The sequence below is a fragment of the Streptomyces sp. NPDC031466 genome, assembly GCF_055581265.1.
The window spans coordinates 431,004-450,565 of record NZ_JBVIJT010000008.1 but is presented as its reverse complement, the minus strand read 5'-3'; the positions used below and the strand labels follow the sequence as shown (position 1 = coordinate 450,565).

Genomic DNA, 19,562 nt, shown 5'->3' with positions numbered 1-19,562 from the left:
TGTCCGCCTTTCCGGGATGCGCTGCGGGTGCAGCCGTACGAGTGAATCGACAGGGTACTGCCCGGGCGGGCACATGACGCGGCCCGGCCGAGGCAGAGATCACGGCACGCACGCAAGAGCCGCCGAACCGCTCTTCGACAGCCCCGACAAGACTCTGCCATTCGAGGGAAATTCCGGGAATTTCACCCTTTTGCACCTTTTGTCGTATGGATACATGCTGTGAACCTGGAACAACTCATGGTGACTGTCCCCACCACATCAGGAGAACCGTCATGGTCCTTTCCATCTCGGGCGTCGTACTGCTCGGAATCATCGTCTTCCTCTTCTTCCGCAAGGACGGCCTCAAGGCCTCCCACGCCCTGGTCTGCGCCCTCTTCGGCTTCTTCCTGGCGGGCACCGCCATCGCCCCGAGCATCAAGGCCGGCAGCGCGAGCCTCGCGAGCCTCCTCGGCGGCATCAAGTTCTGAGGCTCCTTTCCTTCGTCCGCACTTCCAGGAGACTGACGTGGCCAGGCCCCCACTCCCCCGCATCCTGAGCAACGGCACCGCGTCCCTGGCGCGCAGCCGGGAGCTGGCACGGTCGGCCGCCGACAGCGCCACCGACGTCCTCCACCCGCTGATCACGATCGCTCGTGGACTGCGCCGGCTGGCTGCCGCCGGGCGGCGCAGATGGGCCGAGACCCCCAAGGACAAGCGCGGACCGCTGCTGTTCCTGGTGGCCTCCGTGATCTTGGTGGTGGCCCTCGTCCCCTACGGGCCCCTGCTCGCCGGGATCTCCCTGATGGGGGCCTGCGCGTGGACCGGCCGGGAGCGCACCCCACCCGCCCCGGACGGCCCGGACGAGGCACAGGCACAGCGGCTGCAGTCGCTCTACGAAGCGCTCGTCCCCTACTTCTCCGTCCCGGAGGACCCCGACCCGCTCTTCGCCCACGGCGGCGCGTGGGACAAGGCCTTCCCCTCCTACATGTTCGACGACACCGGACGGATCTCCCGGCTCGTCGTGCACTACCCCGCGTACTTCACGGACGGCGAGGCCGAGTCCCGCGCGCGGATCGAACAACTGCTGCACGCCAAGTCGGGCCGTGGACGCGAATACCACTTCGCGTGGGACGAGGAGGGCAACGAACTGACGGTCAGCGTGCTCCCCCCGCTCCCCACCGACATCGCGGCCCAGCGCTTCGTCACCGCCCCAGGGGAGACCGTCCTCGGCTTCACCGACGAGACGGACGTGCGGCGCACCCTGCCGGTCACGGACGGCGAGCAGTGCCGCGACGTGCCCCCCGTCATCTGGCGCACCGGCGTCCGCTCCACCGAGCCCCATCTGCTCATCGCCGGCCAGCCCGGCAGTGGCACCACCACACTGTTGCGCTCGATCGCCCTCCAGGCGCTCCAGTACGGCGACGTCCTCGTCGTCGAGGGCACCGGCACCGGTGACTACGCCTGCCTGACGGGCCGCGAGGGCGTCCTCGCCATCGAATGCGGGGTCGCCGGAGCGCTCGCGAGCCTCGAATGGGCGGCCCATGAGACCGAGCGCCGGCTCATCGCCGCCAACCGCGCTCGGCAGGCGGGCCACTCGGCGCCCGAGGACATCAAGCGCCCCCTGTGGATCCTCCTGGACCGGCCGAGCGCCCTCGGCCACCTCGCGGCCGCCGACGGGCGCGACGACCCCCAGTCGCTGCTCCAGGTCCCGCTGCGGCACGGCAGGGCGGCGAACGTGACGGTGGCCGTGGCGGACCAGCTGGACTGCCTGGACGCCCTCAGCGACGCCGTACGCCAGCACACCCGCGCGCGCGTGGTGCTCGGGCCCGCCGGCGCCCGCCGGCTGGAGGAGGTCCTCGGGACGCCGCCCCACACGACGCCCACGTCCGAGGTCCCGCCCGGGCGGGGCTACGCCCGGCTCGGCACCGGTCCGGTGCACCGCCTCCAGGTGCCCGCGACGCCCGACCCGTACGACGACGCGACCAGCGAGGCGCACCGGCGCGCGGTCCTGGACCTGCTGCCGGAGCGGAGCACCGCCCCGCAGGCGGGACCCACCGAGCAGATCGCCGAGCAGCGGGCCGAGGAGATCCAGGAGGTCACCGAGGCGGAGCCGGTCCCCGCGGAGAGCTGAAACCGGCGGCAGCCGGATCCGGCGCAGAGCCGAGCCCGGCGGGGTGCGGCGGCGGGGCCGTCCTCAGGCCACGAAGGGATGCGCGACCTCCGCGCCCGTGCCGGCGCCCGTCTCCACGAGGCGGGCCGCTGCGGCCAGGCGCGCCGCCGCCTCGTCGGCCACCGCGCCGCCCACGGTGAACGGCAGCCGCACATACCCCTCGAAGGCCCCGTCGACACCGAACCGCGGCCCGGACGGAACCCTGACCCCCACGCGCTCGCCCACCTCGGCGAGCCGCGAGCCCGACAGGCCACCGGTGCGCACCCACAGCGTGAGGCCGCCGCGCGGCACCTCGAACTCCCAGCCGGGTAGCTCGCGGCGCACGGCGGTGACCAGCGCGTCGCGGTTCTCCCTGGCCTGCTCCCTGCGCAGGTCCACGGCGGCCTGCCAGCCCTCGGTGTTCAGGAGCCAGTTCACGGCGAGCTGTTCCAGGACGGGGGTGCCCAGATCGGCGTACGCGCGTGCCGCGACGAGACTGCGGATCACGTCGGGAGCGGCGCGCACCCAGCCGATGCGCATGCCCGCCCAGAACGCCTTGCTCGCCGAGCCGACGGTGATGACGGTGGAGCCCGCGGGGTCGAAGCCGCAGACCGGCCGCGGCATGTCGAGGTCCGGGTCGAGTCCCAGCTCGCTCATCGTCTCGTCGACGACGAGGACCGTGCCCGCCGAGCGGGCGGCCTCGACGAGTTGCCGGCGCTGGTCCTCGCTCGCGAGCGCACCCGTGGGGTTGTGGAAGTCCGCGACGACGTACGCGAGCCGGGGAGCGGCGTCCCGCAGCACCTGCCGCCAGCGGTCCATGTCCCAGCCCCGGAGGCCCTCGGCCATGGCGACGGGGACGAGGCGGGCGCCCGCCTCGCGCATCAGCTGGAGGATGTTGGCGTAGGAGGGGGACTCGACGGCGATGCGCTCGCCGCGGCCCGCGAAGAGGTGGCAGATCGCGTCGATGGCGCCCATCGCGCCGGTGGTGACCATGATCTGCTCGGGCATGGTCGGGATGCCGCGCGCGGTGTAGCGCTCGGCGAGCATCTCGCGCAGGGCGGGCAGCCCCGCGGGGTAGTCGCCGTGCGTGTGGGCGTACGGCGGCAGCGCTTCGAGGGCGCCCTGCACGGAGCGGGTGAGCCAGGGTTCGGGCGCGGGCAGCGCGGCGCAGCCCAGGTCGATCATGGAGCCGAGCGCCTCGGGCGGCAGCGGTTCGAGCCCGCGCGCGGGCAGCGGGTTCCCGGCGGGGACGGCGGTCCAGCTGCCGGCGCCCCTGCGGGACTCCAGGAAGCCCTCGGTGCGCAGCGCCTCGTAGGCGGCGGCCACGGTGGTGCGGCTGACGGCGAGTGCCACCGCGAGTTCGCGTTCGGCGGGCAGGCGCGCGGCGACCGGGACGCGGCCTTCGAGCACGAGCAGCCGGATGCCGTCGGCCAGGGCGCGGTAGGCGGGCGGGCGGCGGGTGCCCGTGCCGCCCGGGCGTGCCTGTTGGGAGGCGAGGAGCCGGGCCAGCTGGGTCGAGCCCATCGCCGAAGTCCACTGAGCCATGATTCCCAGTCCACCTTCCCCGAATTGGCCATGGTCGCGGTCTGCTTCCAAGCCACAGGGTGACACGCGTCAGGCCACTATCACCAGCGGGGAGCACCACTTGTCCAGGACGAAGCCACAGTTCGTACGTCGGTTGGCGCGGTTGTACGTGGGACTGACGCTGTACGGCGCCAGCTCCGCGCTGATGGTGGCCGCGGGGCTCGGCCCCGAGCCGTGGAACGTGCTCAACGAGGGCCTGTCCGAGCTGACGGGCCTGTCGATCGGTGTGGTCTCCATCGTCGTGGGCGCGGCGGTGCTGCTGCTGTGGATTCCGTTGCGCCAGCGGCCGGGGCTCGGCACGATCTCGAACGTCTTCGTCTGCGGCCTGTCGATGGACGCCACGCTGGCGCTGCTGCCGCAGGCGCAAACCCTGGCCGTCCGTGTCCTCCTGCTGCTGACCGGTGTCGTCCTCAACGGCGCGGCGACCGGTCTGTACATCACCGCCGCGTTCGGCCCGGGACCGCGTGACGGCCTGATGACGGGCCTGCACCGGCGCACGGGCCGCTCGATCCGCCTGATGCGCACGCTCATCGAGGTGACGGTCGTGGCCACCGGCTTCGCGTTCGGCGGCACGGTCGGCCCGGGCACCGTCCTGTACGCGCTCGCCATCGGCCCGCTCGCCCAGTTCTTCCTGCGCCGTTTCGCCCCGTCCGTACCCTTGTCCACGGCGGAATCCGGGCGGTCGGCCGCCGCTTCGTGCACGACGCGGGGGAACCTCGCACCGAGAGGATTTAGCAACTGAGGGCAAAGGGCGGTAGTGTACGCGTTTGGCCTGCCAGGCGGACCGTTACTGCGATCTGGAGCGTCAGAAACGCTGGGTGACATCTGCTATCAGATGTGACAAACCGGGCGCTGGTGGGTACAACAAGGGGCGGCATACGACGGCGACGCATGACCCTGAACGGGAATCTTTACCGCCGACCGGACGTTGACCGGATGACGACGACAGCGACACCTGTCCTGTGGGCGACAAGCCCGGGAGGCACGATTCATGAGTGAGCGAGCTCTTCGCGGCACGCGTCTCGTGGTGACAAGCTACGAGACCGACCGCGGCATCGACCTGGCTCCGCGCCAGGCCGTGGAGTACGCATGCCAGAACGGACATCGTTTCGAGATGCCGTTCTCGGTCGAGGCGGAGATCCCGCCGGAGTGGGAGTGCAAGGTCTGCGGGGCCCAGGCACTCCTGGTAGACGGCGACGGACCTGAGGAGAAGAAGGGCAAGCCGGCGCGTACGCACTGGGACATGCTCATGGAGCGCCGTACTCGAGAGGAACTCGAAGAGGTCCTGGAGGAGCGCCTTGCGGTCCTTCGGTCCGGCGCCATGAACATCGCGGTGCATCCGCGGGACAGCCGCAAGTCCGCCTGACGACGGACGCGGCGCACCACCGCACAGCACAGCACAGCAAGAAACACGAGGGCCGGGGCCACTGCTCAGCAGTGGCCCCGGCCCTCGTGCGTGCCACGGCCCCTCGTGCGTTCAGCGGCCCCCGTGTTTTCGTGCGTTCAGCGGCCCTCGTGTTTGCGTCGCTGAGCTGGCCGGGACCGCGCGCGAGCGGCCCCGGGGCACGTCAGCGCGGCAGTTGGGGGTCGTCCGGACGGGAGCCCCGGGCCGCGGGCTCGTCCCTGATGACCTCGCCCTGGACGACCTTGCCGTCCGGGTGGTGCGTGCGCGCCTGCCGCAAGGCGTCCTCGAAACCGACCGGCGCCGCCTCACGCACCTTGCGCTCGAAGGTCCGCTCGGCATACCGCCCGACGGCCTTGCGCACCGGCGGCACCAGCAGGAGCAGCCCCAGCGCGTCCGAGATCAGCCCGGGCAGGATGATCAGCAGGCCGCCCAGCATCGTCAGGGCCCCGCCGCCGCTCCCGGACTCCGGCTCGGGCGGCACGCCGCTCTGCTGCCGCTGCACCGCCTCGCTGAGCCTGCGGAAGGCCCTGCGTCCCGCGCGCTTGATCACCGCGGAGCCGAGCAGGAGGCCGCCCACCAGGAGCAGGAAGACCACGAAACCGCTCGTGGCGCCCGCCACGACCGTGAGCAGCCAGATCTCCAGGACGAGCCACGCGGCGACGCCGAGCGGCAAGAACCTCAGGGGCCCGGAGCGCCGGGGTCGGGCGGGGCGGATGGGAGGCGGTGCGCCAGTCGTCATGTGTCCAGTGTGCCTGGGTCCGCCTCAGGCCGGGATAAGGGGGATGATCAAGAGGCGGGGTCCTGCGGGCGTCCGGCGGGCTTGCGGCCGACGACCCGTCCGACCCGCTCCCCCACGCCCCAGGCGGTGACCCGCCACAGCGCCTCGACCACGATGTTCTGGCTCATCTTGCTGTCCCCGAGTTCGCGCTCGACGAACGTGATGGGCACCTCGACCACGTGGTAGCCGGCCTTGACGGCGCGGCGCGCGAGGTCGACCTGGAAGCAGTAGCCCTGCGACTCGACCTCGCCGAGGCCGAGGCCTTCCAGGGTCTCGCGGCGGAAGGCGCGGTAGCCGCCCGTCACGTCCCGGATGGGCACATCGAGCAGGAGGCGCGAGTAGGTGCTGCCGCCGCGGGAGATGAACTCGCGGTGCTTGGGCCAGTTGACGACCCGGCCGCCCGGCACCCAGCGCGAGCCGAGCACGAGGTCGGCGCCCTTGAGCGCGGTGAGCAGCCGGGGCAGCTCCTCGGGCTGGTGCGAGCCGTCGGCGTCCATCTCGACGAGCACGCCGTAGTCGTGGTCGAGGCCCCAGCGGAAGCCCGCGAGATAGGCGGCCCCGAGGCCTTCCTTGCCCTTGCGGTGCAGGACGTGGACCTGCTCGTCCTCGGCCGCGAGCTCGTCGGCGATCTTGCCGGTGCCGTCGGGGCTGTTGTCGTCGGCGACCAGGACGTGCGCGTCCGGGACCGCGGCCCGTACCCGGCCGACGATGGCCTGGATGTTCTCCGCCTCGTTGTAGGTCGGAATGATCACCAAGGCCGTGCCGAGCGAGCCGAACTGCCTCCCCTGGTCCCCCGCTTCGGAGACCCGACCGCCGTCGTTCACTACTGCCCCTTCGTTCGTACGCAGAGGACCACCATAGTGGCCCCGGCCTGCGCCGCAGCGGCGGCACTGGAGTAGGGGCGGTCCGCACTGCGGATCGGGGCCCGGCGCCCTTCGGGCCGACCTGGGACCCGCTGGCTGCGGGTCGACCGAAAGCCGTTGTCTACTGAGCGTCCGGGCCCCACCCGGGTCACACCTGCCGATCGGCTGATACGTTCCCTCGCCTCCGCGTCGCCGGCGCTGGACCTGGCTCCCAGTGGTGGTGCGCCGGTGCGGCACACCGCCCATGACCCAGCGGCGTTCGACGACTGCGTGGAGGTTCACCGGTCGGACGTCCTGTGGTGGACCCGGCCGAACCTACCGGCCCACGGCGGCTGTCTGTCAATACCCCTGTGAGCTGCGGTGATGGCAAAGACCACCAGGTCAGTGCCGAGGATTCCCAGGTCGTCGGGAACCGCGGCGGGCCGCGACGGGCGCCGCGCACCGCCGGGACATCACTCGTCCGGCCCCACATGGACCGACCGGCCGCCCACCACGGTGCGCAGGCAGACGGGCAGTTCGGCGCCGGGCGACAGGTCGGGCAGGCCGGGCGTGCCCGAGCGGGGGTCGGTCGACCAGCGGGCGACGCGGTCGTCGGGGGCCTGCACCACCAGATCGGAGGTGCGCCACACGGCGTAGTCGGCGGGCGCGCCCGGCACGAGCACGCCCGCGTCATCCCGGCCGACGGCCCGCCAGCCGCCCCGGGTGTGGGCGGTGAAGGCGGCGCGCACGGAGACGCGGTGCTCGGGCGTGCGGTGGAAGGCGGCGGCGCGGACCGTGCCCCAGGGGTCGAGCGGGGTGACGGGACTGTCGGAGCCGAAGGCGAGGGGCACGCCGGCGCGCAGCAGAGCCGCGTACGGGTTGAGGGTGCGGGCCCGGTCGGCGCCCAGGCGCCGGGCGTACATGCCGTCCTCGCCGCCCCACAGGGCGTCGAAGGCGGGCTGGACGGACGCGGTGAGCCCGAACTCGGCGAACGCCGCGATGGTCTCGGGGCTCAGCATCTCGGCGTGCTCGACACGGTGCCGCGCGGCGCGCAGACGGGCCGGGCCGACCTTCTCCGCGGCCAGCCGCAGCCCGTCGGTCACGGAGCCCACCGCGGCGTCCCCGATGGCGTGGAAGCCCGCCTGGAGGCCCGCCTCGGTGCATGCCACGACGTGGGCGGCGACGGCGGCGGCGTCCAGGTGGGCCGTGCCGGTGTGGGCGGCGTCGGCGTACGGCTCGTGGAGGCAGGCGGTGTGGGAGCCGAGGGCGCCGTCCACGAAGAGGTCACCGGCGGCGCCGGCCGCGCCCAACTCCCGGGCGCGCGCCACGCCTTCCTCGCCCCACTGGGCCCAGTAGCCGATGACGCGGGGCCCCGGCTCCTCGGCGTCGAGCCGCAGCAGCCCGGTGAAGTCGGCCTCGTCGGAGATCTCGGGGCCCGCGCACTCGTGCACGGAGCCGATGCCGAGCGAGGCGGCGCGGCGCAGGGCCGCCCGTTGGGCCTCGGTGCGCTGCCCGGGTGTGATCGCGCCGAGGGCGGTGGCACGCACTCCGTGGTGGGCGTCCCCGGTGAGCGGGGCGTCGGGGTGGTAGCCGGCGCGCCCGGTGATGCCGGGCACCAGGTCCAGCAGCGCGGTGGAGGCGACCGCCGAGTGGACGTCGATGCGGGAGAGGTAGAGGGGGCGGCCGCCGGTGGCCTCGTCGAGCTCCACGCGCGTGGGCGGTCGGCCGCCGGGCCAGCGGGCGGCGTCCCAGCCGTGGCCGAGCAGGACGGCGTCGTGCGGCCGGGCGGCGGCGTGTTCGCGTACGGAGACGAGCGCCTCGTCCAGCGAGCGGGCAGCGGACAGGTCGAGGCCCGTCAGGGCGAGGCCGGTGGCCGTGGTGTGCACGTGGGCGTCGGTGAACGCCGGGGTGACCAGGGCACCTTCGAGGTGGACGACCTCGTCCACGCCGTCCGCGAAGGCGTCGGCGGCGCCCTCGGAGCCGACCCAGGCGACATGGCCGCGCTCGACGACCATCGCGGTGGCGAACGGATCGGCGGGGCTGTGGACGTCGCCGCCGCGCAGCAGCACGGTGCGGTGGCTCTGGGGGTCCCGGGCGTCGTCGGGGGCGGTGCGCTGGCTCATGGGTACCAGTCTCACCCCTACGGGCGGGCGCTTCGCGCGCGGGTCACACCTGGGGTGGGCGCGCTTCGTAGGGGGTGGAGAGCACGACGGTCGTCCGCGTGGAGACACCCGCGAGGGCGCGCAGCCGGCTCAGCAGGTGTTCCAGCTCCAGCGGGGTGGCGACCCGCACCTTGAGGATGTAGTTCTCGTCGCCCGCGACGCTGTGGCACGCCTCGATCTCCGGGACGCCCGCGAGGCGTTCGGCGATGTCGTCGGGCGCGCTGGGGTCGAACGGCTTCACCGAGATGAAAGCCGTCAGCGGCAGCCCCACGGCCTCGGGGTCGACGACCGCGGCGTAGCCACGGATGACGCCCCGCTGTTCCAGGCGGCGCACCCGCTGGTGCACGGCCGACGTGGACAGGCCCGTGGCCTTGCCCAGGTCGGTGTAGCTCATCCGCCCGTCCTTGACGAGCAGCTGCACGATCTGTCGGTCCAGCTCCTCCATGCGGCGAACCTACAGGGCTCTTGATCCTCGCGGATACCCGAGCGCGGGTAGCGGGCCCCGGCGGGGCACCCCCGCGACATAGGTTATGTGACGAACGCCACACCGCTGTGCCCGTGTCCGAAGGGATGCCACGATTACCTCTACGACGGGACGGGAAGTGCTTGCTGTGGTCGAGGCCGCAGTGCCTTGTCGGCCCACCCAAGGGGGAGAGTCCCATGCAGAATCTGAAGCGCCCCGGCAGGTCCACCCGCAGCAAGCAGCAGCAGGTGGCAGAGCCCGAGCCGGAGGGCGTCGAACCGGCTGACGCCCTTCTCGACGCGTACGACACCTTTGAGATGTACCGCGTGAACTGCCCCGACTGCGGGCAGCCGATCGCGCTCCTCGCCGACGAGGACGTCCTGCCCGAGCACGCGCTGTGCCCCACTCCGTGGAACCCGTTCGGGCTCACGGTCTGCGCCGGCACCGGCCGCGCCGCCACGGACGCCACGCCCGCCGACGAGTCGATGGAGGTCCAGGAGCAGGACACCGCCCTGCTGTTGACGCTCCCGCAGGGACTCGACTGGCGCAAACAGCCGTTCTCGCACGTGGGCGGGCCGGGCTCGCGCCCCATCCGGGTGCCCCGACAGCAGCGGCCCGCCGCCTGACTCACCCGTAGCCGATTCCGCGCCACGGCTGCGAGGTTGCCGTGGTGCGGAATCGGTGCGTCCGCGCCCTCGGGGCGCCGGGCGGCGCGGCCTCGCCGAAGGCGGCATCGTGCGGCACTGCCGCGGCATGTCGCAGGCGGGATGGACGGTGTACGCCGCCGGGTCGGCCGCCAGGCCCAACGCGCGGGCGGACAGCGGGGGTTCGGGGTGTTGCGGCCGCGCGTCGAGTCGTCGCACCGGGCGGAGCCGCCTGCCCTGGAGGGGCCGCGGGACGCTCCGGCGTACGCCGCCCCGACACGCGGATGCCGTGAACTGACGCCCTAATCCGCCAGGCGGTGACCAAGGTGCCGCGGTCTCCGTTGGCCTGGCATGACCCCCACGGACATGGGCCCCACACACGTTCCCAGTGGCCGCCGACGGCGCACCCTGGTGACGGTGCCCGCCTCCGCAGAATCGGTTCCCCAGCGGCCCCAGCAGGTCGACCCGCGCCGGCAGCCCTACCCGCAGCCGCTCCCCCAGCAGGCGTACCAGCAGCCCCGTCGACCCCAGCCGCATCAGCCGCCCCGGCAGCAGCCGTTCGAGCAGTCGGCGTACGAACAGTCGGCGTACGAGCCGCAGACGTACCAGCAGCCCTTCCAGCAGCAGACGTTCCAGCCTCACGCCCCACAGCAGTCCCACCTGCCGCAGCCACCCCACCAGGACCCGCCAATCTACCGCGCCCTGCTGCGCCACTGGTCCGACCGCGGCCGGACCCTGCCCGGGCGTCACGACCCGGAGTGGGCCCGGCTCGTGACGCCGGCCGTCGCCCTGGGGCAGCTCAGCGGGACTCGGGACCCGCGAGGTGACGGGCGATGACCATGCGCTGGATCTGATTGGTGCCCTCGACGATCTGCAGCACCTTGGCCTCGCGCATGAAGCGCTCCACGGGGAAGTCCGCGGTGTAGCCGTAGCCGCCGAGCACCTGCACGGCGTCCGTGGTCACCTTCATCGCGGCGTCCGTGCACAGCAGCTTCGCCATGGCCGCCTGCTTGGCGAACGGCCGGCCCGCGTCGCGCAGCCGGGCCGCCGACAGATACAGCGCCCGGCCCGCCTCGATCTGCGTCGCCATGTCCGCGAGCATGAAGCGAAGTCCCTGGAAGTCCGCGATCGCCCGGCCGAACTGGCGCCGCTGCGTGGCGTACGCGAGCGCCTCGTCCAGTGCCGCCTGGGCCACGCCGATGGCGCAGGCCGCGATGCCGAGCCGCCCCGAGTCGAGCGCGGAGAGGGCGATGGCGAAGCCCTGCCCCTCGTCCCCGATCCGGCGGGCGTCCGGGACGCGTACGCCGTCGAAGTGGATCTGGGCCGTGGGCGAGCCCTTCATGCCCATCTTCTTCTCGGGCGCCGCCGCGTTCAGCCCCTCGGCGTCGCCCGGCACCAGGAAGGCCGTGACGCCCCGCGCGCCCTCGCCGCCGGTGCGGGCGAGCACGGTGTAGAAATCGGCGACCCCGCCGTGCGTGATCCAGGCCTTGGTGCCGTCGATGACCCAGTGGTCGCCGTCGCGCACGGCCTTCGTGCGCAGGGACGCGGCGTCCGAACCGGACGCGGGCTCCGAGAGGCAGTACGCGCCGAGGAGGCCGCCGCCGAGCATGGCGGGCAGGTGCTCGGCCTGCTGCTCCTTGGTGCCGTACCCGGCCAGGGCGTGGCAGGACAGGGAGTGGACGCTGACACCGAGGCCGACGGTCAGGCGCGCGGCGGCCAGTTCCTCCAGGACCTGGAGGTAGACCTCGTAGGGCTGGTCACCGCCGCCGAATGCGCAGTCGTAGGCGAGTCCGAGCAGGCCGGCCTCGGAGAGCAGGGTGAAGACCTCGCGCGGGAAGCGCCCGGCCTCCTCTTCCTCGGCCGCCCTCGGGGCGATCTCGCGCTGGACGATGTCCCGGACGAGCGAGAGCAGATCCCTGGCCTCATCCGTCGGAAGTTGGCGGTCCACCGGCTGCGGGGCGTGGTCGGGCATGACGCTCTCCTCCCTGTGGGGCTACGGCGGACGCCCGCGAAGGGTGAGGCGGCGGCGCCGGAAACGATGCCGTGAGCCAGGGTCTCCTTTCGGGTCACGAAAGCGGCTGACCAGCGGCTGCGGCGCGTTGAGTATGCCCGATCGGCGGCACCCAGTCACTAGTTAACGACCGCTTACTCGAAAGATGTCTCTCGATCGTCACCCGCCGCCGGATTGGTACGAACCATTGACCGTACTGGTCTAGTCCTCCTACTGTTCCCGGCAACGCCTCACCGCGTTCATGCCAAGTGCTTCCCCGCACACCAGCAGGTCCACGGCACCACTTACCCCTCCCTGTTTCCCCCCACAAGGAGACACGATGCTCAGACCGCACTCCCCCCGCGCCGGCCTCCGGGCCGCCCTCGCCACCGCCTGTTGCGCCGCTCTCGGCGCGGGTCTGCTCACGGGCGCCGGCAGCGCCGCCGCCGAGCCGGACAGGGCCCCGGCCGCGGAGGCGGCCGCCGGTTCCAAGGTCGTCGGATACTTCACCGAGTGGGGTGTCTACGACCGCAACTACCACGTCAAGAACATCGAGACGTCCGGCTCCGCGGACAAGCTCACGCACATCAACTACGCCTTCGGCAACGTCCAGGGCGGCAAGTGCGCGATGGGCGACGCCTACGCGGCCACCGACAAGGCGTACCCCGCCGACCAGTCGGTGGACGGCGTGGCCGACACCTGGGACCAGCCGCTGCGCGGCAACTTCAACCAGCTGCGCAAGCTGAAGAAGAAGCACCCGAACCTCAAGGTGCTGTGGTCCTTCGGCGGTTGGACCTGGTCCGGCGGCTTCACCGAGGCCGCGAAGAACCCCGAGGCCTTCGCCAAGTCCTGCTACGACCTGGTGGAGAACTCGAAGTGGGCCGATGTCTTCGACGGCATCGACATCGACTGGGAGTACCCGAACGCCTGCGGTCTGAGCTGTGACACCAGCGGGCGCGCCGCGTACAAGAACCTGATGTCGGCGGTCCGTTCGAAGTTCGGCAGCGGCAACCTCGTGACCGCGGCGATCCCGGCCGACGCCTCGGCGGGCGGCAAGCTCGACGCCGCCGACTACGCGGGCGCCGCCCAGTACGTCGACTGGTACAACCCGATGACGTACGACTACTTCGGCGCCTGGGACGCGAAGGGCCCGACCGCCCCGCACTCGCCGCTGACCTCCTACAGCGGCATCCCGAAGGCCTCGTACCACTCCGACGCCACCATCAAGAAGCTGAAGGGCCTCGGCATCCCCTCGCAGAAGCTGCTGCTCGGCATCGGCTTCTACGGCCGCGGCTGGACGGGCGTCACCCAGAAGGCGCCCGGCGGCACCGCCACCGGCCCCGCCGCGGGCAAGTACGAGCAGGGCATCGACGACTACAAGGTCCTCAAGACCAAGTGCCCGGCCAACGGCACGGTCGGCGGGACCGCGTACGCGTACTGCGGGAACAACTGGTGGAGCTACGACACCCCGGCGACCATCGCGGGGAAGATGAACTACAAGAACCAGGCGGGCCTCGGCGGCACGTTCTTCTGGGAGCTCAGCGGCGACACGGCCGGCGGTGAGCTGATCAAGGCCATCAACTGACGTTGCCCAGGAACGCGTCAGGGGCGGGGGCCGGCCGGCTCCCGCCCCTGACGCGTGCGCGGCCTCAGGGCCGCCGCGCCGGCGCCGGGTACGACGGCTCGAAGTCCTCGATGACGCGCAGCGTGTCCCCGAGGGTGCGCACGAGCAGCGAGCAGACCGTCGCGCGCGGCAGGCCCCGGCGGCCGATCCAGTCGAGGGTGATGCCCTCGACACTGCACAGCCAGCCGAGCAGAGCGGTGCGGACGAGGCACGGGATGTCCTTGTGGCCGTACGTCCCCTCGGTGATCGTCCCGATCATCGCCTCGCGCACACCGTCCCGTATCGCGTGCACCTCGGCGTCGAAGCCGACGCCCCCGCTGATGATCGCGCGGTAGGCCGCCTGGTGGTGCTCGGCGTAGCGCAGATAGCCGTCGACGGTGCGCTGTACGCGCTCGACGGGCGGCAGGTCGTCGTGCCGCGCCGCGCGCGCGACGAGGTCGCCGACGGAGTCCTCGATGATCGCGAGGTAGTACCCGCGCTTGGACTTGAAGTAGTAGTAGATCAACCCCTTGGCGACGCCCGCGTGTCGGGCGATGTCGTCCATCGACAGGGCGTCGTAGGACGTGTCGGCGAACAACTTCCGGCCGATGGTGATGAGTTCGGCGCGCCGTGCCGCGGAGCGGTCGCCGCCACGCTGTTGACTATTATTCAATTGCGGCCCTAGTCTCCAACTGCCGTGGGATGTCCGCAGTATGGCAGAGCGGCACCCGCTGCCCACCGGCTCCCGACGGCGCTTCACGCACTCCTCTTGCGCACCCGTGCGCAGCCTTGCGCACTCCTACGCACGCTCGACGACGCGGAACGACGTACGGGAGGAAGACAGTGAGCGCAGCACGCGACGCGTTACGCGAGGGCAGGACCTCCTGGAAGAAGACGGCCGTGGTGGCCCTGCCGGCCGTCCTGGCCGTCGGTGCACTGGCCACCGTGATGGCCGAGGGCGCGCTCGCCGCGTCCTTCGCCGTGTCGGGCACCAGCTTCCAGGTCTCCTCGGGCAAGCTGACCAGCGAGGGCCTGTCCTCGTACGTCCAGACGGACCGGGACATCGACGGCAAGGGGCACCCGGTGGCGCTCCTCGGGATCGGTGACGCCACCCTGTCCGACATCTGCCAGGCCGCCGAGGTGAAGACCCCGGTCGGCACGGTCGTCTTCAAGCTGACCGCGGGCGGCGACGCGGGCGAGGTCACCGCGAGCAATCTGATCATCGACGGCGAGGACCTGGTGGGCGACGCCCGCTTCGGCACCGCGGAGATCGGCCGGGACGCCTCGACGCTCGACGAGGTGGCCGGGGTCAAGGGCGGCAAGGGCAAGTTCGGGCTCCAGGCCGGGGACATCACGGTCTCCGGGGTGAAGTCGCACGCCTGGTCGGCGACCGGCGGCAACTTCCGGCTCAAGGGCATGCGGGTCGACGTCAGCCTCGGCGGCAAGAAGTGCTTCTGACCGGCGGCTCCTCAGGCGTCCGGGGCCCCCGCAAGGACGGCGGCGGCCGGCTCGACCGGCTGCTGCCCTGGCCCGAGCAGCGGCGGGCCGTCCGCCGCTGGCGGCGCACCCGGCCCTTCTGGGGCGGACTGCTGCTGGTCCTCGGCGGCGCCGAACTGCTGCTCGTGCCGCTGTCGCCGGTGACGGTCCTGGTGAGCCTCGGTCTCGGCGGGCTCGCGGCGCTCGGCATCGGGATCGCGCTGGTGGTGGCCGGTCTCTTCCTGTGGTTCCTGCCGCACACGCACCACTACGTGAGCCTCAACGCCCTGCTTCTCTCGGTGCTGTCCTTCGCGGCCACCAACCTCGGCGGATTCCTCGTCGGCATGCTCCTCGGCATCGCCGGCAGCGCCATGGGCTTCGGCTGGACGCCGGTGCCCGAGGACGCCGAGGAGGACCCCGCCCGGCCCAAGGCGCGGGACGGGCAGAGCACGCGGACGCTCGCCGTGCTGCTGCCGGTGGTGATCGTCGCGGGGATCGTGAACGGGAACCCGGCGAAGGCCGCCCCGGCCGGCGCGCGGCCCGCCGCGCCGTCGACCGTGGCGGCGCGGACCCCGCCGACCATCACCACGGCGCTCTTCGCACCCCAGGGCTTCATCGTGGCGGGCGTCACCGAGGTCCCGACCGCCGACGGACCGCTGAAGGTCATGGTGCTGCGGATGAGGGCGGCCTCGCTCACCGACTACCGGCTCAAGACGCGGGACGGTGGCGGGGAACTCGCCCTCGCCGCCGACAGGCTGGACCTCAGCGGCTCGGTCACGCTCTACCTCACCAAGTTCAAGGGGTGCGTCGAAGGCCTGCTGTGTCTGACCTTCACCCCCGACAGGCTGCCGGTGCCGCCCCTCGTACCGCCGTTCGTCTTCATGACGGACGTGAGCGCCGAACAGGCTCTGGTCAGCTCCGACTCGATCGTGGCCGGCGGGCTCTCCCTCAAGGCCTCGGCGTGAGGGGCGGGGCGTGGCGGGCGCGGCGTGAGGGGCGCGGCCGGGTCACAGCAGACCGGTCTGGGTGACGAGCATCGCGAGGACGACGACGAGGGTCCAGCCCGCGAGGTGCTCGAAGAGGGTCGGCCCGTCTTCCTCGGGGCCGCCGGTGCGGGCTCCGACGCGAACGGCGGTGGCAGAGAACGCGGTCATGTTCTTCTCACTGATTCTTCTGGCAGTGGTGTCCCCCCACGGAACCCCTCCACCATGCCAGCACTAAACCCGTTTGTGAGAGAGAGCTTGGTCACGCCCCGGGCCGGCCCCCGCAACTCGGACGGAACGCCGCGCGTCTAGGACGGAACACGGCGCGTGTACGCGCAGTATCCGACCGAGAGGTTCCCGATGAGCACCGACCGGACGACCCACCGCGGAGCGCGGCTCGCCCTCGCCGCCGCGATCACCGCGGCGGCCGCCCTCACCGCACCCGCCTCCCAGGCCGCCCCGGCCTCAGCCTCCACCTCCACCGAGAAGCCATCGCCGGGCGCGCCCGGTATCGGGGACCCCCTGTTCCCGCTGGACGGGAACGGCGGGTACCGGGTGGACCGCTACTACCTGGACTTCGACTGGCAGGCGCCGAAGACGCCGTTCGCGGCGACGACGACGATCAGGGCCACCTCCACGCAGGCCCTGTCGCGCTTCAACCTCGACTTCGCGGGCAACACCCTGCACGCCGTGACCGTCGACGGCGCGAAGGCCGGCGCCTCCCGCGAGGGCGACGAGCTGACCGTCACGCCCAAGTCCCCGATACGCGACGGCAGTTCGTTCACGGTGAAGGTCACCTACACCGCCGACCCCACCCAGACCCGGCACCGCGACGACGCGATCGAGGACTACGGCTGGATACCCACGCCCGACGGCACGGTGGTCTACCCCCAGCCGAACGGCGCCCGGTTGATCTTCCCGGCCGACGACCACCCCAGCCGACGGGCCCCCGTCACCTTCCGCATCACCACGCCGAGCGACCGCACGGCCGTCGCCAACGGCAGACTGGTCTCGCGCACCAAGGTGCCCGGCGACCGGGTGCGCTGGACGTATGACTCCGAGCAGCCGCTCTCCACCCAGCTGGTGCAGCTGGCGGTCGGCAGGTTCCGGCTGGTCGACGGCGAGGGGCCCGGCGGCCTCCCGCTGCGGGACGTCGTCCCCGAGACCCTGGTCGAGCCGACGGCCGAGTACCGCAAGCTCACCCCCGACCACTTGAAGTGGCTGGAGGAGAGGCTCGGCCCCTACCCCTTCAATCGGTACGGCATCCTCGTCGGCGACACCGACCTCGGTGTGGCCCTGGAGACCCAGACGCTCTCCCTCGTCCCCAAGGCCGACCTGCTCGGCACGAAGGTCGACGCCGAGCGGAACATGGTGCATGAGCTGACCCACCAGTGGTTCGGTGACAGCGTCGCCCTCAAGAGCTGGTCCGATCTGTGGGTGAGCGAGGGGCACGCCCGGTTCTACGAGCGGCTGTACTCCGAGGCACACGGCGGCGACAGCTTCGAGGCGGCGATGAAGACCGCGTACGCGGCGCACGACCAGTGGCGCAAGGACTACGGCGCCCCCGCCGAACCCACCGAGCCGAACCTCTTCAAGCGCATGCGGTACGACGGCTCGGCCCTCGTCCTGTACGCGCTGCGCGAGCGGGTCGGCGACGCGACGTTCCAGAAGATCGAGCGCGCCTGGCTCGGCGGCTTCAAGGGCCGCGCGGCGGGCACCGAGGACTTCGTCGCCCTGGCGTCGAAGGTCGCGGGCGAGGACCTGGAGGGCTTCCTCCACCCGTGGCTGTACGGCTCCAAGACCCCGCCGATGCCGGGGCACCCGGACTGGGTGGTGAACCCGGTGCCGTCGCTGCGGCGGGGCTGATCACAGGAGACGGCGCGGGCCCCTGCCCCCTGCCTGTCGGCGGGGCGCCTTCTCGGCGGGGGCCCGCGGCCTCTCAGCGGATCCCCACCGCCGCCAGCGCCTCGCGGCGGCGCGCCGAGAGCTTGGTGGGGAAGTACAGGTAGCAGACGCCACCGGTGCCGGAGACGACCTTGCCGGTGGCGTTGTAGCGCTTGGTGCGCAGCCAGATGTTCTCGAACTCACGGCGCTTGTAGACGCGGCGCACCGCGAGGTCGGTGGGCGAGGCCGGGTCGTTGGCGATCACATCGCCGTCCGCCGTGAAGCCGATGACCGTCATCAGGTGCCCCGCCGTGCCGTACCCGGCGCCCGTCAGCTCCTCCTTGAGGAACGACTGGGACGTGATGGCCGGGATGCCCGCGGCGATCAGCGTCTCCAGCTCGGTCAGCGAGGCGAGGCGGGTCACGACGCCCTGGAGATCCTTGTACGTCGCCGCGTAGGCCGCGTTGAAGGGCCAGTTGCCGCAGCCGTTGTACTGGTAGTCGAACGTGAAGCGGGCCGCGTGGCACACCTGCGGGTCGGCATAGGAGGGATCGACCCAGGCGAGGTCGCCCGGGGTCGGCTCGCGGCCCCAGTACTCGATGATCATCTGCGAGGAGGTGGGGCTGCACCAGGCCTCGCCGCCGTTGTCGTACTGCGGGTACTGGCCCTTGTGGATCTCCTGGGAGTAGCGCGGGACCGTCAGCTCCTCGGCGAGGCCCGGTTGCGAGGCGGGGACCGTGAAGCGGTCGGGAACGGCCGAGGCCATCGCGCCGAGCCGCCACACCGTGGGGGTCGCGGCACTGCCCGGCCTGCGGTGGAGCGTCAGGCGCAGCTCGTACGAGACGACGCGCGGCCCCGCGTCCGTGTCGTCCAGGGAGAGCGTGTCCGTCCACACCGTCGACCTGCCGTCGGTCTGGTCGTCGACGGAGGTCCGCCGGATGTCGGTCTCCTCGTCGTCGCCCGAGGCCCAGCGGCCCATCACGTACCAGGGGCTCTGCGTGCCGTCCGCGTAGGTGCCCCGCAGCTCGACCTGGATCCAGGTGCCGGCGGGCGTGCGGGCGTTCCAGGAGGCGATCAGCTCCGTCGCGGGGACGGTGGTGCGGTGCGTGGGCGAGGTCCAGCGGGCGTACTCCCACTCGGCGGTCCTGCCGGTGTGCGGGTCGGTGTACTCGGTGCGGCCCGCGGGCTTCCCGATCCGCAGCCCGGGGCGGACCCCGGCGACGGCTACCGCGCCCTCGGCGGTACCGGCGCGCCAGTGCGCGTACGAGGTCCAGAAGTGGTTGTCCACCGGACGGTCGGCGCGCGGCGGCCGGCGCGCCGGCGACGGCCCGCCCGAGGCCAGGGCGGGGCCGGCGGCCGCCGCGAGGGCCGCCACCGCGGCGGTCGCGGCGAGCACGTTTCTGCGGGACATGGCGCCCGGGGCGGGCAGGCCGTCCCGGTGCGGGGCGGCCCCTTCGCGGGGGGCGTCGTCAGCTCGGTCGAAGCGGTCAGCTCGGTCCATGGGGACCCCCAGTCGACGTGGTTTCCGGCGGGATCCGGAAGGATGTCGGGTCGGATGCACGGAAGTGGGCCAACTATGGCCGGTCCCCGCCGACTTCTGCCAGCGCTTCGGACACCGCCG

General features: G+C 72.3%; 19 protein-coding genes. 10 read left to right on the top strand and 9 right to left on the bottom strand.

The window, feature by feature from the left end:
• The first annotated feature begins 272 nt into the window (after positions 1-272).
• Positions 273-467 (top strand): hypothetical protein, encoded by a 195-nt coding sequence (locus ACZ5GP_RS22365; protein ID WP_030560547.1) that lies wholly within the window; start codon positions 273-275, stop codon positions 465-467.
• Between the two features lie 37 nt (positions 468-504).
• Positions 505-2,109, top strand: coding sequence for a hypothetical protein (locus ACZ5GP_RS22360; RefSeq protein ID WP_468752489.1), 1,605 nt, complete (start codon positions 505-507; stop codon positions 2,107-2,109).
• Positions 2,110-2,172: 63 nt separating this feature from the next.
• Here the strand turns inward: ACZ5GP_RS22360 and ACZ5GP_RS22355 are convergent, their stop codons facing one another.
• A complete protein-coding gene (locus ACZ5GP_RS22355) occupies positions 2,173-3,672 on the bottom strand; it encodes an SCO1417 family PLP biosynthesis transcription factor (RefSeq protein WP_468752488.1) in 1,500 nt (499 codons plus the stop codon).
• A gap of 100 nt (positions 3,673-3,772) precedes the next feature.
• Between ACZ5GP_RS22355 and yczE the strand changes: the two genes are divergently transcribed.
• Both yczE and ACZ5GP_RS22345 read left to right on the top strand, forming a co-directional pair.
• Positions 3,773-4,453, top strand: coding sequence for a membrane protein YczE (yczE, locus tag ACZ5GP_RS22350; protein WP_468752487.1), 681 nt, complete (start codon positions 3,773-3,775; stop codon positions 4,451-4,453).
• 249 nt (positions 4,454-4,702) lie between these two features.
• On the top strand, positions 4,703-5,077 hold the full coding sequence (locus tag ACZ5GP_RS22345; RefSeq protein WP_030360404.1) for an RNA polymerase-binding protein RbpA: 375 nt from the start codon (positions 4,703-4,705) through the stop codon (positions 5,075-5,077).
• Positions 5,078-5,279: 202 nt separating this feature from the next.
• Here the strand turns inward: ACZ5GP_RS22345 and fxsA are convergent, their stop codons facing one another.
• From fxsA to ACZ5GP_RS22325, 4 genes are all read right to left on the bottom strand, one after another.
• Entirely contained in the window at positions 5,280-5,855 is a 576-nt protein-coding gene (gene fxsA / locus ACZ5GP_RS22340) for an FxsA family membrane protein (RefSeq protein WP_468752486.1), read from the bottom strand.
• Positions 5,856-5,902: 47 nt separating this feature from the next.
• Complete coding sequence (locus tag ACZ5GP_RS22335) at positions 5,903-6,718, bottom strand: polyprenol monophosphomannose synthase (RefSeq protein ID WP_361078492.1); 816 nt, start codon at positions 6,716-6,718, stop codon at positions 5,903-5,905.
• 491 nt (positions 6,719-7,209) lie between these two features.
• Positions 7,210-8,859, bottom strand: a complete 1,650-nt coding sequence (locus ACZ5GP_RS22330) for an amidohydrolase (RefSeq protein WP_468752485.1) — start codon at positions 8,857-8,859, stop codon at positions 7,210-7,212.
• Between the two features lie 43 nt (positions 8,860-8,902).
• Positions 8,903-9,343, bottom strand: a complete 441-nt coding sequence (locus tag ACZ5GP_RS22325; RefSeq protein ID WP_030789227.1) for an Lrp/AsnC family transcriptional regulator — start codon at positions 9,341-9,343, stop codon at positions 8,903-8,905.
• 215 nt (positions 9,344-9,558) lie between these two features.
• On the opposite strand from ACZ5GP_RS22325, the gene ACZ5GP_RS22320 reads away from it, so the two are divergent.
• Both ACZ5GP_RS22320 and ACZ5GP_RS22315 read left to right on the top strand, forming a co-directional pair.
• Positions 9,559-9,987: a hypothetical protein gene (locus ACZ5GP_RS22320; RefSeq protein WP_468752484.1), complete on the top strand. Its 429-nt coding sequence runs from the start codon at positions 9,559-9,561 to the stop codon at positions 9,985-9,987.
• Between the two features lie 369 nt (positions 9,988-10,356).
• Positions 10,357-10,842: a hypothetical protein gene (locus ACZ5GP_RS22315; RefSeq protein WP_468752483.1), complete on the top strand. Its 486-nt coding sequence runs from the start codon at positions 10,357-10,359 to the stop codon at positions 10,840-10,842.
• On the opposite strand, the gene ACZ5GP_RS22310 is transcribed toward ACZ5GP_RS22315, so the two are convergent.
• On the bottom strand, positions 10,805-11,977 hold the full coding sequence (locus ACZ5GP_RS22310; protein WP_468752482.1) for an acyl-CoA dehydrogenase family protein: 1,173 nt from the start codon (positions 11,975-11,977) through the stop codon (positions 10,805-10,807). The genes ACZ5GP_RS22315 and ACZ5GP_RS22310 overlap by 38 nt on opposite strands.
• Positions 11,978-12,335: 358 nt before the next feature.
• On the opposite strand from ACZ5GP_RS22310, the gene ACZ5GP_RS22305 reads away from it, so the two are divergent.
• A complete protein-coding gene (locus tag ACZ5GP_RS22305; RefSeq protein WP_468752481.1) occupies positions 12,336-13,580 on the top strand; it encodes a glycoside hydrolase family 18 protein in 1,245 nt (414 codons plus the stop codon).
• 64 nt (positions 13,581-13,644) lie between these two features.
• Here the strand turns inward: ACZ5GP_RS22305 and ACZ5GP_RS22300 are convergent, their stop codons facing one another.
• Positions 13,645-14,271: a TetR/AcrR family transcriptional regulator gene (locus ACZ5GP_RS22300; RefSeq protein WP_468752480.1), complete on the bottom strand. Its 627-nt coding sequence runs from the start codon at positions 14,269-14,271 to the stop codon at positions 13,645-13,647.
• Positions 14,272-14,441: 170 nt separating this feature from the next.
• Here ACZ5GP_RS22300 and ACZ5GP_RS22295 point away from each other — a divergent pair, with 170 nt between their 5' ends.
• Both ACZ5GP_RS22295 and ACZ5GP_RS22290 read left to right on the top strand, forming a co-directional pair.
• Positions 14,442-15,056, top strand: a complete 615-nt coding sequence (locus ACZ5GP_RS22295; protein WP_468752479.1) for a DUF6230 family protein — start codon at positions 14,442-14,444, stop codon at positions 15,054-15,056.
• On the top strand, positions 15,047-16,039 hold the full coding sequence (locus ACZ5GP_RS22290; protein ID WP_468752478.1) for a DUF6114 domain-containing protein: 993 nt from the start codon (positions 15,047-15,049) through the stop codon (positions 16,037-16,039). Before ACZ5GP_RS22295 ends, ACZ5GP_RS22290 begins: the two co-directional genes overlap by 10 nt.
• 42 nt (positions 16,040-16,081) lie before the next feature.
• Here ACZ5GP_RS22290 and ACZ5GP_RS22285 read toward each other — a convergent pair whose 3' ends face one another.
• Positions 16,082-16,228 carry an SCO1431 family membrane protein gene (locus ACZ5GP_RS22285; RefSeq protein ID WP_358582290.1) on the bottom strand — a complete coding sequence of 49 codons (147 nt, stop codon included), beginning with the start codon at positions 16,226-16,228 and terminating at the stop codon, positions 16,082-16,084.
• Positions 16,229-16,417: 189 nt separating this feature from the next.
• Between ACZ5GP_RS22285 and ACZ5GP_RS22280 the strand changes: the two genes are divergently transcribed.
• Positions 16,418-17,923 (top strand): M1 family metallopeptidase, encoded by a 1,506-nt coding sequence (locus tag ACZ5GP_RS22280; protein ID WP_468752477.1) that lies wholly within the window; start codon positions 16,418-16,420, stop codon positions 17,921-17,923.
• A 73-nt stretch (positions 17,924-17,996) separates the two neighbouring features.
• Here the strand turns inward: ACZ5GP_RS22280 and ACZ5GP_RS22275 are convergent, their stop codons facing one another.
• Positions 17,997-19,352, bottom strand: coding sequence for a peptidase C39 family protein (locus ACZ5GP_RS22275; RefSeq protein ID WP_468752549.1), 1,356 nt, complete (start codon positions 19,350-19,352; stop codon positions 17,997-17,999).
• Between the last annotated feature and the right edge of the window lie 210 nt (positions 19,353-19,562).